14 protein-coding genes, 1 pseudogene and 1 riboswitch are annotated in these 13,174 nt (G+C 47.2%); of the genes and pseudogenes, 4 read left to right on the top strand and 11 right to left on the bottom strand.

Features of this window, described 5'->3' with window-relative positions:
• Positions 1–96 precede the first annotated feature (96 nt).
• On the top strand, positions 97–1,158 hold the full coding sequence (locus AC0L4K_RS00810) for a GlxA family transcriptional regulator (protein ID WP_417227873.1): 1,062 nt from the start codon (positions 97–99) through the stop codon (positions 1,156–1,158).
• A 22-nt stretch (positions 1,159–1,180) separates the two neighbouring features.
• Here AC0L4K_RS00810 and AC0L4K_RS00805 read toward each other — a convergent pair whose 3' ends face one another.
• The 11 genes and pseudogenes from AC0L4K_RS00805 to AC0L4K_RS00755 form a co-directional block, all read right to left on the bottom strand.
• Entirely contained in the window at positions 1,181–2,461 is a 1,281-nt protein-coding gene (locus AC0L4K_RS00805; RefSeq protein ID WP_473267903.1) for an amidohydrolase family protein, read from the bottom strand.
• Positions 2,462–2,599: 138 nt separating this feature from the next.
• Positions 2,600–3,547, bottom strand: coding sequence for an ABC transporter substrate-binding protein (locus AC0L4K_RS00800; RefSeq protein ID WP_473267902.1), 948 nt, complete (start codon positions 3,545–3,547; stop codon positions 2,600–2,602).
• A 67-nt stretch (positions 3,548–3,614) separates the two neighbouring features.
• A pseudogene (locus tag AC0L4K_RS00795) lies at positions 3,615–4,120 on the bottom strand (ABC transporter permease).
• A 283-nt stretch (positions 4,121–4,403) separates the two neighbouring features.
• Positions 4,404–5,189 (bottom strand): ABC transporter ATP-binding protein, encoded by a 786-nt coding sequence (locus tag AC0L4K_RS00790; protein WP_473267901.1) that lies wholly within the window; start codon positions 5,187–5,189, stop codon positions 4,404–4,406.
• Positions 5,179–6,030 carry a bifunctional hydroxymethylpyrimidine kinase/phosphomethylpyrimidine kinase gene (gene thiD, locus AC0L4K_RS00785; protein ID WP_473267900.1) on the bottom strand — a complete coding sequence of 284 codons (852 nt, stop codon included), beginning with the start codon at positions 6,028–6,030 and terminating at the stop codon, positions 5,179–5,181. The genes AC0L4K_RS00790 and thiD overlap by 11 nt, the downstream gene beginning before the upstream one ends.
• Before the next feature lie 73 nt (positions 6,031–6,103).
• Positions 6,104–6,203: riboswitch (TPP riboswitch) on the bottom strand.
• Between the two features lie 532 nt (positions 6,204–6,735).
• Complete coding sequence (locus AC0L4K_RS00780) at positions 6,736–7,002, bottom strand: hypothetical protein (RefSeq protein ID WP_417227867.1); 267 nt, start codon at positions 7,000–7,002, stop codon at positions 6,736–6,738.
• 200 nt (positions 7,003–7,202) lie between these two features.
• Entirely contained in the window at positions 7,203–7,766 is a 564-nt protein-coding gene (locus AC0L4K_RS00775) for a DoxX family protein (RefSeq protein ID WP_417227866.1), read from the bottom strand.
• A 9-nt stretch (positions 7,767–7,775) separates the two neighbouring features.
• Positions 7,776–8,636 (bottom strand): HvfC/BufC family peptide modification chaperone, encoded by an 861-nt coding sequence (locus tag AC0L4K_RS00770; RefSeq protein WP_473267899.1) that lies wholly within the window; start codon positions 8,634–8,636, stop codon positions 7,776–7,778.
• Positions 8,636–9,562, bottom strand: a complete 927-nt coding sequence (gene bufB / locus AC0L4K_RS00765) for an MNIO family bufferin maturase (RefSeq protein WP_473267898.1) — start codon at positions 9,560–9,562, stop codon at positions 8,636–8,638. The genes AC0L4K_RS00770 and bufB overlap by 1 nt, the downstream gene beginning before the upstream one ends.
• Positions 9,552–9,899 carry a BufA1 family periplasmic bufferin-type metallophore gene (locus tag AC0L4K_RS00760; protein WP_417227863.1) on the bottom strand — a complete coding sequence of 116 codons (348 nt, stop codon included), beginning with the start codon at positions 9,897–9,899 and terminating at the stop codon, positions 9,552–9,554. The genes bufB and AC0L4K_RS00760 overlap by 11 nt, the downstream gene beginning before the upstream one ends.
• A 456-nt stretch (positions 9,900–10,355) precedes the next feature.
• Positions 10,356–11,144, bottom strand: coding sequence for a helix-turn-helix transcriptional regulator (locus AC0L4K_RS00755; RefSeq protein WP_417227862.1), 789 nt, complete (start codon positions 11,142–11,144; stop codon positions 10,356–10,358).
• Positions 11,145–11,273: 129 nt separating this feature from the next.
• On the opposite strand from AC0L4K_RS00755, the gene AC0L4K_RS00750 reads away from it, so the two are divergent.
• From AC0L4K_RS00750 to trxB, 3 genes are read left to right on the top strand one after another with little or no spacing between them, the layout of a single operon-like run.
• Positions 11,274–11,867 (top strand): carboxymuconolactone decarboxylase family protein, encoded by a 594-nt coding sequence (locus tag AC0L4K_RS00750; RefSeq protein WP_473267897.1) that lies wholly within the window; start codon positions 11,274–11,276, stop codon positions 11,865–11,867.
• 11 nt (positions 11,868–11,878) lie between these two features.
• Complete coding sequence (locus tag AC0L4K_RS00745; RefSeq protein WP_473267896.1) at positions 11,879–12,214, top strand: thioredoxin family protein; 336 nt, start codon at positions 11,879–11,881, stop codon at positions 12,212–12,214.
• Positions 12,207–13,157: a thioredoxin-disulfide reductase gene (gene trxB, locus AC0L4K_RS00740; RefSeq protein ID WP_473267894.1), complete on the top strand. Its 951-nt coding sequence runs from the start codon at positions 12,207–12,209 to the stop codon at positions 13,155–13,157. The genes AC0L4K_RS00745 and trxB overlap by 8 nt, the downstream gene beginning before the upstream one ends.
• Positions 13,158–13,174: the final 17 nt, after the last annotated feature.

Raw genomic sequence — 13,174 nt, 5'->3', positions numbered from 1 at the left:
CATTGCTGCCTTATTTAACTGAGAGTCACATAACGGGTTTGAGCCTACTGATCGATACGCTATAGTCAATTAACGATATTAATCAGGCTTGCTGTTATGACTGACGCAGATGAAACTCTCCCGCCCATCGATATGTTAATTAACACTCAGGAGCCTAACTTGCGTGTCGCCTTTGTACTAAGCCCTTTTTTCAGCATGCTCTCTTTTTCGGCCTTCGTCGATGTATTGCGTTTGGCCGGTGATACCGCTGACCGCAGCCAAATGAACCTCTGTCATTGGACCGTGGTGTCCAACAACAATGATAATATCTGTGCCAGCTCGGGGATTGAAATAGCCCCCAAAAAGCTGATCACGGAGGTTAGTTATGATGACTTCGATTACATCGTAGTTGTCGGCGGTATTCTGCGCGGAAGCTATATATTACCTGACGCCTTAGGCGAATTTATCCAGCGAGGTGCAGAACATGGCTTACCAATTGTGGGCATCTGCACCGGTAGTTTTATCATGGCAGAACTCGGCTTGCTGGAGGGCTATCGCTGCAGCATTCACTTTCAGCACTTTAATGAATTTACCGAAAAATATTCGGCCCCACTGCCCTTATCAGACCAAACCTATACCGTCGATCGCGACCGTTTTACCTCCATAGGCGGCGCCGCCCCCGCCTATTTAGCCGCCGAGTTAGTGAAAAAACATTGCGGCCCTTTGCTGGCCCGCAAAGCACTCAAGCTGGTTATTTTGGATTACGGCAACGACGAGCAAAGTAAAACCCATATAGGTAATCAGTTTGCCGATATTGTCTTGCAAGTGAATGATGTTCGCGTTCGCCGCGCGGTCGCCATGATGGAAAAAACCATCGCTGAACCGTTGGAAATTAGAGAAATTGCTCAACAGCTGAATGTCACCATGAGGCAATTGAATAAAGCCTTTATGGACTCACTCAATGTTACCCCCTCCGACTTCTATCGCGATATGCGTATCCGACATGCCGAATGGCTACTTACCAATAGCGCCCGCTCCATCACCCTAATCTCCCAAGAATGTGGCTTCGCCGACAGCGCCCACCTGACCCGCTGGTTTAAACGTAAATACAATGAATCACCGAAGCATTACCGACATCGTCGAGAAGAGGCGATTCACCTGCAAAAAGACAGCGAATAACGCGGCCGCTCAGGGCTTAAGTTCAGATGAGACCGGTGGAAAAGCTAACCGCCTGTTGCTGACCGCCCAACATAATAGAACGTTGTTGCTCTGGAGTGGTGGCGATCACTTTCCCCCTACGAATCACATATAAACGCGCTGGCTTCAACTGCAACGCCTCAATCGGGCTGCGAGCCTGTAGAATCACCAAGTCAGCATAGCAACCGGGTTCTAGCCCATAGCCTTCTAGCCCCAGCACTTTTGCACCATTGACCGTAACCGCATCATAGGCCTGCTGCATCCCCTTTAGACTAGTCATCTGAGCCACATGCAAACCCATGCTCGCCACCTCTAACATATCGTGTGTGCCCATGCTGTACCAAGGGTCCATGACGCAATCATGGCCAAAGGCAACATTGATACCCGCATTCATTAATTCGGGGACCCGTGTCATGCCCCGTCGTTTGGGGTAACTATCATGGCGGGCTTGCAGAGTAATATTGATTAATGGGTTAGCAACCGCATGAATGCCAGCTTCACACATCAGTGGCAGCAGCTTACTGACATAGTAATTATCCATAGAATGCATCGAGGTCAAATGGGAACCTGTCACCCGACCGTTCAACCCCAAGCGTTGCGTTTCATAGGTCAGTGTCTCGATATGGCGCGATTGAGGATCATCGCTTTCGTCGCAATGCATATCAACCCGTAGGCCCCGAGCGGCGGCGATCTCACATAATTCGCGTATCGAGGCGGCCCCCTCACTCATGGTCCGTTCAAAATGGGGAATGCCTCCCACCACATCAATCCCTTTATCCAGTGCCCGTAACAGGTTTTCCCGAGCACGTCCGTAGCGTAGAAATCCATCCTGAGGAAACGCTACCAACTGTAGATCGAGATATGGCTGCATCTCTTCGCGCACCTCAAGCAGCGCCTCCACAGCGAGCAAACGATCGTCGCATATATCCACATGGCTACGAATACACAGGGTACCTTGCGAAATAGACCAACGGCACATCGCTAATGTCCGCTGCTTAATCGACTCCACCGTCAGCTGAGGCTTTAGCTCGCCCCATAAGGCGATCCCCTCAAGCAGGGTGCCGCTCTGATTTAAGCGTGGCTGACCAAGGCTGAGGGCCGAATCTAGATGAAAATGGCTATCCACAAAGGGCGGTGACGCCAGATATCCCTGTCCATCAATCTCCGAGACAGCGGCCGCTTCAATCCCCTTGGCAAGTTGAACAATTTTGCCCTCTTTAATGGCAATATCAACACCCTTGCGACCATCGGGCAAATTCACATTGCGCACCAATAGATCTAACATGCCTCACTCCTCGATAGCTGATGATATAAAGATAGACCAATCAGATCCGTCACGTGCGTCTCGCCCCAGTGTCAGAAACGCCGTTAACTCTACACTCTTGTGCGCATCCGCCGCGACGACGGATACTCAGGGCCTGTATTACAGCGTAGGTACATAATCCTGTGCTTTCGGTAACGTCTTGATGATCTTCTGTTCATACATAAATTCAGCATAATCATCATAGCGTTGCAGATCGACCGCCGAAGGACGCAGAGCAAAACGGTTAAGAGTATCGCGCCAAGCCCGCTTGTTCAGTTCATTGTTCAAAGTATCCGGCGCGTAAGCGACAAACTCTTCCCAAGCCGCTTGCGGATGGTTCGTAATATAAATTGTTGCCTGCTCGATCGCTTTATTAAAACCACGGATGGCGTCTTTATCATAGGTATCGGCATTCGCAACAAAGATCAATTCGTCATACACCGGCACGCCATGCTCTTCGGGAAAAAAGGCTTTCGCTTTAAAACCTTCTAGGGCTAATTGATTGGTTTCAAAGTTACGCAACCCACCCCAAATAGCATCAACCTTACCCGATGCCAGTGACGCTGATAGCGCCCAACCAACATTGATAATATCAACATCAGCATAGTTCACACCGACGGTATCGAGCATGGTGCCGATACTGGCTTCTTCGGTGCCGGCGATCGCGATACCAATTTTCTTTCCCTTTAGATCTGCTAGATCATTAATCTTATCGTTATCTAGCACCATCAGCATATTCAACGGTGTTGCAATCAAGGTGGCCGAGCGAATCAATGGCAAACCCGCGGCGACATCAATCGTCAGATTAGGCTGATAGCTAATCGCTAAATCAACCTTATTCGCGGCCACCAGCTTAGGTGGCATATTCGGGTCGGCTGGCTCTTGAATCTCGACCTCAAGACCTTGATCGGCAAAATAGCCCCGCTGCTTAGCAATAACGATAGGACCATGATTCGGGTTTACAAACCAATCCAGCATTAGGCTAAGGTTTTTCGTTTCTGCCTGAGTCGTCGCCGACAGCAACGTTGCCACCATTGCCAGTGCGGCCAAAAGAATACGCTTTTTCATGAAATTTCCTTTAATATTGCGATTGTTCGACATACATCGAATCGATACATTCATAACGACCTAGGGATTAGATTTCCCAGGGAATTAGTTTTTTCAGCAGCCGGTCGGCGACAAAATACAGCACGATAGACAACACGGATAATATAAACAGCGCGGCAAACATTTCATCTATCATCATGCGCGCATTGGCCTGCAACATGAGATAGCCCAAGCCCGCGCTGGACCCCACCCACTCACCCGCGACAGCCCCAATCGGCGCGATCACCACCGCCACACGAATGCCCGAAGCCAGTGCAGGTAACGCCGATGGAAGTTGAATACGGCGTAACATTTGCCACCTTGACGCCCCCATGGTTTTGGCCAGATCCAGATAGCCTACCGGAGTATTGCGTAAACCGTCATAACAACAGATGGTGATCGGAAAAAAATAATCAGCGCCGCCATAACGATTTTTGAGGCGATACCATAACCCAGCCACAACATCAGTACCGGCGCGATGGCGAAGACAGGGATCGCCTGACTGGCAATCAAAAGGGGCAGTAACCAGTGTTTAACCGGTTTAAATAGCAACATTTGTAACGCAAACAACAACCCCATGGTTAAGCCAAATAACAACCCCAATAAGATCTCTTGCGCCGTCACCCAGCTATGCTGCAACAAAATCGCATATCTTTCGATCAGCCGTGCAAACACGTCAGCGGGGCTAGGAAGAATAAATGAAGGCATCTCAAACAAGACCACCACCGCTTGCCATAGCCCAATCATCACTGCTGCACTGATAAGTATGCGCATCAACGGATGGGGGATGCGTTCTTTGTTTTTTAACTGACGCGATACAGCGTTGGCCTGAATGAGATCATTCATAATCATGCTCCAGACGCGCCATAATGGTTTGCTGCAACTGTGCAGATTCAGCCCCAAAATCGCGCGGTGTCGCCGAATCGGGCACCGTTAGGGATTCGGCAAAAGCAGGCCGACCTTGCATGATATAGAGCCGATCAGCCAAGCGAATCGCTTCCTGTGGGTCATGGGTAATCAATACCACGGTTTTATCTTGCAGCAACTGATGGGCTAGGTTTTGTAATCGATAGCGGGTGACTGCATCCAACGCCGAAAAGGGTTCATCCATCAACACAATGGGCTTGTCTTGCATCAGCGTCCGCGCCAATGCTACCCGTTGGCGCATCCCCCCCGAGAGCCGCTGCGGTAAATAGTCTGATTGGTCCGCCAAGCCTACTTGTTGCAATAACCCCTGCGCTTTCACCCGCTGCACATCGATGGCGCTTGGCTGAGAATCTATACCAAATTGAGTGCTTAACAGGACGTTATCTAATACCGATAACCACGGCATTAAGAGATCTTGTTGTGCCATATAGGCAATATGATCTTTCAGGTCACACGGTGGTTGTGTGCTTAACTCGCCGCGCCAATCCGCTTTATCATCAAGCAGGTTGGCTAGATACCGCAGTAATGAACTCTTACCACAACCGCTACGGCCCAAAATACAGGTCCAAGCTCGGCTAGGCACATCAATATTCAATCCGGTTAAGATAGCGTCGTCACTGTCGTGGTAACGCAGATAGCCGCCCGAGATAGTGATACTAACCGCTTGGTTATTAGCCGCTAGTCGATTAGCGGACATCCGCATGGCCACTGAAGAAATGATTGACTGGACCATGCCCCTTGCCTATCGCTAATTCGTCAGCATGGGCAATCGCCTGAGAGATATACTGTTTACCCAACCGTACCGCCTCTAATAGTTCACGGCCCTGAGCTAAATAGGAAGCAATAGCCGACGACAGGGTACAACCAGTGCCATGGGTGTTGCGCGTATTAATTCGCTTAGCCGCAAAGTGGTGTACCTGCTCTGACAAAATCAGCAGATCATTACTGTTTTCATCCTGCTCTAGGTGACCACCTTTGAGTAACACAGCGGTTGCGCCCAACTGACGAAGGCCAGAGATCATGGTCGCCATGCTATCTTCATTGTCGGGCACCTCGCAGTTAATCAGGGCAGCCCCTTCGGGTAGATTTGGCGTAATAAGATCGGCTAGAGGAAGCAATTCTGATTTCAACGTGTTGATCGCTGAAGTTTGTAATAATAAGTCACCGCTAGTAGCGACCATAACCGGGTCGACCACTAAGAATGCTGGCTGATACTGTTTTATTTTGGCGGCAACGATCTTGATGATGTCACAATCAGCCAACATCCCCACCTTAACGGCAACGACATTCAGATCGGTAAACACGGCATCTAGCTGCTTTTCAACATGTTCCAGCGGTATCGGAAAAATAGCGGACACGCCCAAGGTATTTTGGGCGGTAATGGCGGTGATCACAGAACAGGCATAACTGCCCGTCGCGGAGATCGCCTTAATATCGGCTTGAATACCCGCACCGCCACCGCTATCGGAGCCTGCAATCGTTAATACGATAGGTGTGGAAGAGCCTTGCATCGGCCGCGTAGCTGTAATATTTGACATAAAAGCTCCTAACACCAGGGTCTAGGAACTTTATCGAGCTGAAGATTTACGACTTAAGGGGATCAAATCATACCAAGCTAGATTTATAGTTCCCTACGCCAGTGTTAACTGAATCAGGTTCAACGGGTCTCGAAACATGCAATCTCAGCCTAACGGCCCCCCGACTATATGGATGAATAATAACAAGTTTGATTGAAAGCGCAATCTAACCCTTATATTTGCCTATTCAGGTTTGATTTTCATCCCATCAAACAGGCTTTTTTAGCCATTTAAGTATTCATTATGCGAAACAAAGCAATACATAGTTAAGATCGGTTAACCTCTTGGTTTTCTATTTATCGCTATAATTATATAGAGAATAAAAAACGAAAAACCGTCCAGACATACCGCTTAAAAATAATCGTGACTAACTTTCATTATCCAACTTAATAAAAAAGAAAGCATCGATTAAAAATTCATAAAAATAATATAACCTAATACACAGCCCAGCAGACATTTAGCCGTTCAACTTATCCACAGCTAACAAGGGTCAACCCATGTCATCAATAAAATAGCATTTTATCTTTGTCACCTAAGACTTAACAAACGACAACCTAGGTTATCGCGAGTTCAGCTGGGTCATAAAATCGTACTCATAAAGATAAAAACATTCGAGCTTATACAAAAATTATACAAAATACGGAAAAAGCTCGGTGAACGCTTCGACTATCGTTTGTTTTTTTGATAACGCGCCATATCTTTCACTAATCCACCAAAATCATAACCGAGGGTCGCTGCTTCATTAAGAACAGATCCCACTTTTGGTAGCTCTACCGTCACGCCTGATCTTGCCAGCTTGCGTGAAAGATATTCCTGTCGCTTCTTTTGTTTTTGTCTACCTAAGTCGGGGATTTTAGCCAGAATATTATCGAGTTGTTCGCAGGTTAAATCAGTTAAGCAGTCTTCCAAAGAGACCATTTGATCTATCTTCATTCATTATCCTTACATCATTGCAATAATCTCAGTACAGCCTAATAGATGTGACGCATTTTTTCACCTATTGAATGTCCCAAAACAAGGAATCACCCATATCTCTAGGGTATATTGCGTCCGGCACTCGGTTTAGCCGCTATGATAGCCAACTAAACCGTTATTATAGAGCCTAGTTGAAGAGCAACCAAGCCCGCTTAAGATCAATGGCTAGCGTCATGATGAACTGACGTTGGCTTTGCGTCCAAGCCAAGCAAGCGATCGATCGAGAGGATGCCTGGGCCCCGTGCAACAATCACTAATAAGGAGATCGCCCACCAAGATGCAGGGTTGATCCAATGATCCCAGGTCGGAAACACCGCCAGTTGAATGAACATCGTCATACCAATTAGCCCTAACGCAGCAAAACGAGAAAATAAACCGATAATCAATAATATGGGTAACAGTACTTCAGCAATACCGGCAAATACCGCCAGCAGCTCAATCATTTTTACTACAAATGAGCCTTCAACATAGTCGAGTGTTTCAGGGTTACATAACTGCAAAGCTCCCGGCCTCACCGGATCAGGACAGAAAAATTCATACATAAACAGGTCATACTTATCAACATTAAACTGCAGGAAGCCATCCCACTTACTCAAGCCCGAATCGAGAAAAACCTTCGCCACCATAAAACGAAGAAAAAATAGAGCTAAGGGTTCTAAAAACCGAGATAGCTGTAAACCCATTTGCACATATAACGCGCGAAACTTCTCTATCATCTTCATATTAATGTCCTAATGTTTATAATTATATTTCGTCAAATCAATATCTAATATTTCATTCTGCAGGCAGGCAGAAAAAACATCGCTCACATCAAAGTCAGGATCTAAGGCCAATGCGGCAGCAAACGCTTTTTCGAGTACACCGTCATCCTGTAATGCTCGCATCAATGCCACTTCAGGGGCTGACAGTAAGCGCGCTTGAACCGCATCGTTGAGTCGCCAAAACATCACAGTATCAACATCTATAGTGCTATCCGCCTGCGCCAACTCAGACAAATTCATATGCCCTTCTGGAGACAACACCAGTGGCTCGACATCAGGACTATTCGTTTTAAAGCCAATCCATTGATTCAAGGTGCCGGCATTAACGCGCAGCAGGTCAACACTGGCATTTAATGTCACCTGCACTTGAGTAAAATCCTCACCATGCTCAACCAACCAAGTGATTTTTTCGGCGGTTAGGGTCTGCGTCGCATCAGCACTCATCAAACTCGTAAGCCAGGCATAATCTAAGCGTGCCAGATCAACTAGACTCGCGGGCAAGAGCATTGGCCCTCCTTGCTCTTCTAATACCGCCAATAGATCTCTTATAAAATAAGGAAAGTATTCTCCATAACCGACCAATGTGCCGATCTCCGGTGGATAGTGATCCACATACAGACTGGCAAGCTTGTTAAAAGATTCTCGCCCTAGGCTTTTTTCGCACACCGGAAAATTCGCGGCTAGTGCGTCTATACAGCCTTTATAAAAACCATTCCGATAAACCGCTAACCGTTTTATCTGCGTTGCATCAACGCAATAGTCATTCATCCCGCGTGTATCACCGGTACGCAGGTAGTCTGTAAAAGCATCAATATAAGGGCTAAGTGCCATTACCGAGTCTCCCCTAGAGAAACGTTAGCTGAGGCAGCTTCATGGCGGCATTGATCTAAGTAACCTTGTGCTTGCTGACGTTCATTCATTAATTCAGCAAACGGCGGTAGATTGGCATCCCGTTCCACCAGTACAGGTCGGTGACCGAACAGCGTTAACGCATGCTGTAATAACTCCCATACTGGCAAATCAACGGGTGAGGCGTGGCTATCGATTAATAACGCTTGGCCTAACTCGGGATCAGGATCATGTCCTGCTATATGAGTTTCGCCCACCAACTCAGCGGGGATCTGTGATAAGTACTGTGCGGCATCAATACCGGTATTCTTACTGCTGAGATACAGGTTATTAATGTCGATTAATAAGCCGCAACCACTACGCTGCGCCGCTTCAACTAAAAACTGGGGCTCATCCATCTCACTGGTAAAATCCAAATAGTTACTCGGATTTTCAATTAAAATACGCCGCCCGATACCGGATTGAAAACGATCCACACCATCCACCAATGACTGCAGTGCATCCTGTGTTCGAGGCAGGGGCATCAAATCGGCAAAATATGCGCCGCCAGAACGGGACCAAACGGCATGTTCGGATATCAGGGTTGGCTCGAACTCATCAATTAACGCTTTAACCTGTTTAATATGCTCAGGCATGGATTGATGGTCATAACCGAGTGAGCCGCCCACACCGTGAAAACTAAGCTCGTAACGTTCACGGATTGAGCGCAAATAATGTCGCCGTGGACCGCCTGCTACAAAGTAGTTCTCCGTATGCACCTCAAACCAAAGGCGATTGCCCTGCGGGGCATCATCAGCCACCGGCAAGGCTAAAATATCATCCAGATGGTCGGCCTTTAAACCCAGGCCGGCACCGAGATGCGCCCCTGCTGTCAAAGACGGCAGAGGCCGATATTTATTAACCTTCAAGAGAACCTGTTCCATTTGGAGTGATAATCGATTCGCAAGTGCCTTTAGGCGCATAGGTCCAAGAGTTCGCTTGGAAATCTTGAGTTGAAGTACCTTCACAGCTAGTACCCGCACCGGCAGCGCAGTCATTCTCACCGGCTAACGCAATGCCAAAGCATTTATCTTTACGGCCACTAATTTTATCGCCCGCTAACCAACCATTCACTTTCGCCTGAACTTCAGCAGATGCTGTTTCAGAGACTTTAAGTTGGCTATTAGGACCGGCAACAGCACCTGCGCTAAGCAGTGCAGTTGATGCGCCAAGAAGTAGTGCTGTCGCTAAGCTTGCCTTATTCATTTTTATTACTCCACGTTAAATCGATAATATTGCTTTCGTTATTTTTACATTTAATCTTTGAGTTAAACGTATTCAAGCACAGGCTATTTCGGTATGTAGATAACTCTAATATCAGGTTATCCATCGGCTAACTTAATTAATCGCTAGCCCAACACCGAATCGATATAAGCAAACGATTTACATCAGCGCCGCTTCATCTCTACTTGATGTCTCACACTTTAATGATTAAAACTGAAACTAAACTGAAAGCAGTAAAAATAAAAAAGCACGGAGCAATCTGTGCCAAACAGATCCCCTTCTGGCGCCTTACTCACCGGCTTACCCGGTCATGGCATCGACAACAGCAAAAGCATGAGCCCGCCGTTAAGCACGCTATCAGAAACCGACAACTAAAGCCGTTAATATGACGTTGAACTCGCTGAAGAACAGGGCTAAACAAGCCCAATCATGACCGATTTAAGCAGTTGTTAAACATAGAGAAAATAGTTCATTCTGGCTGGTGATACTAAGGCGAGCATAGGCCCGTTTACGATACGTTTGGACACTCTGCATCTTTATATCGAGGTCCAGTGCAATGCCTTCCGAACTCATGCCTAACAGAATGCGAGAACAGACCTCTTTCTCTCGCTTGGTCAGGCTCGCATCGATGGTTTCAAGCCTTTCAATCAAGGTGTAAATCTGCGCGCCCCGTGTCATAAAGCTCGATAAAGAGCCACTCAAACGTGTGTGCCTAACCACCAACGCCGACAATACCTTACTCAAAGCTTGAATCAAGGATACTTCCTCTGCCGTAAAGCCTTTTTCAGTCCGGAACAGATTCAAACAATAAAGCCCGTTATCGGCCCTGGTTAATATAGAAAGCCGATCAACTATGCCCATTCGCTCATACCAAAGCTTTCGATAATCAAGATCTTGAATATCTTTTGGCTGTAACCGACGCACTAAGGTTTGATAATCCTCATTAAAATGATCGAAAAAATCTTTATTGGGATCTAAGCGGTAATAAATAGACAGATAGAGTTGTTGCATCGTTTTGGTGATATTCACCTGCTGATCACTGGCCGAAAACACATAGGTCACCCGGTTATTTTCCTCTAGATGAACAAGAGATAGGTGATTCACCGTCACAAACTGATTCAATTTATCGAGAAGCTTAGCGGGGAATCCCGCACTGCCAAGCGCGATGATGGTCTCAGCAACGGAGTCTACCCACGCTGAATCTGCTACTTCATTTAAAACCGACATCTGGCCTCACTGGTTTTATTTAACATCTTAATTATTTGTCCCTGTTTAGAGGGACAGACAGCTTTGCGAGCCATCCCTAATATAACCTCAAACAGTATCACTCAAGCAGAAGAACAGACAAGAGGAACAATGATGGCTCACCTAAGACCTTTAGAAAACAGCGAAGTAGATCAAGAATTACGCGAGATGTTTGAGCACTATGAAAACACCCGTGGCTTCTGCCCGAATAGTGTAAAAACAATGGCCCGCCGCCCCAACATATCGAAAGTGTTCGGCCAGTTAAATCAAGTCATTCTATATGAAGGAAGCGTACCTGAAGAACTCAAAATGCTGGTTGCACTGGCATCCAGCCTCGCCTCAGGTTGCCGCTACTGTCAGTCACATATGAGCAACCTATCCAGCATCTACAAATCGCCAGACGAGAAAATCGCTGCCATTTGGGAGTTTGAAACCAGTGAACAATTCACTGACGCAGAACGCGCAGCCATCACCATCGGTATTAAGGGTGGCACGCTACCAAATGAAGTCTCGTCAGAAGATTTTGATGCCCTGAAAAAATATTTTGATGAAAGCCAAATTGTTGAAATTGTGGCGACCGTTGCGCTATTTGGATATCTCAATCGTTGGAACGACACGATGGCAACTGAGTTGGAGGAGCTACCGACCCAAGTAACTGAACGTGCGGTCGGCCACAAAGGTTGGGATGCTGGCAAACACGTATAAGAGGACCTCGAATGGATATTTTAGATGTAACTGATGACACTTTTGAGACGTTCATCAACTCGGCAACTAAGCCTGTGTTAGTGGATGTCTGGGCACCTTGGTGCGGGCCCTGCAAAATGGTAGGGCCCGCCATAAAACGACTATTAGGGAAGCAGCCCGAGCGTTTCCAAATAGGTATGGCCAATATGGAAGTATTTGAACTCACTGCCGCCCAATACGAGATTAAAACAACACCAACCCTGATTCTTTTCTGGCACGGACAAGAAGTTGCTCGACGCAGCGGAGCCCTCATGGAAAGTCAGATTAGCCAGTGGCTTGATCAACATGTGGATAACGGCCATGACTGAGAGTACACATGCTTCGTTGATTATTCTTGGATCAGGCCCAGCCGGTTATACCGCGGCGATTTATGCGGCACGGGCAGGCCTAAATCCGGTGATCATTACCGGCACGGCTATCGGCGGGCAATTAACCGGCACCACGGATGTGGACAACTGGCCGGGTGATGTTGACGGCGTTCAGGGGTCTGAATTGATGACCCGAATGCAACAACATGCGGAACGCTTTGAGACAGAGATCATATACGATCATATTGTCTCAGCCGACGTATCTCGCCGCCCTTTTAGCTTAATTGGTGATAGCGGTGTGCGTTATTCCGCCGATGCATTGATTATCGCGACTGGTGCATCGGCACAGTACTTAGGTCTGCCATCTGAAGCTGAATATATGAACAAAGGTGTCAGTGGTTGCGCAACCTGCGATGGCTTCTTCTACAAAGGCCAAAAAGTCGCTGTGATTGGTGGTGGTAATACGGCCGTTGAAGAGGCGTTTTATTTAGCCAATATTGCCAGTCACGTCACCTTAATTCATCGCCGCGATGAGTTAAAGGCGGAGAAAATACTCCAGGAAAAGCTCGCCGCTAAAGCAGCAACCGGCAATATCGATATCCTTTGGCACCATCAATTAGAAGAGGTGTTAGGCGATGGTCAAACCGTAAGCCATTTACGCTTGAAAGACCGCTTTAATCATCAAGAAAAAATCATTGATGTTGACGGGGTTTTTATTGCCATCGGCCATCAGCCAAACACAACCCTATTTGAACAACAGCTTGATATGAAGAATGGCTACCTCACGGTAAACGCAGGGCTAGAAGGCAATACAACCCAGACCAGTATTAACGGGGTCTTTGCGGCAGGCGATGTCGCTGATCATATTTATCGACAAGCAATTACTTCAGCAAGCATGGGCTGCATGGCGGCGCTGGACGCTGAACGTTTTTTAAGTCGTTAAATTTTGAGCTCCCGTTC

This window comes from Amphritea sp. GJ51-11, from assembly GCF_055808735.1.
Note: the sequence above shows the minus strand (reverse complement) of the source record. Positions and strands in the feature narration are given on the sequence as shown.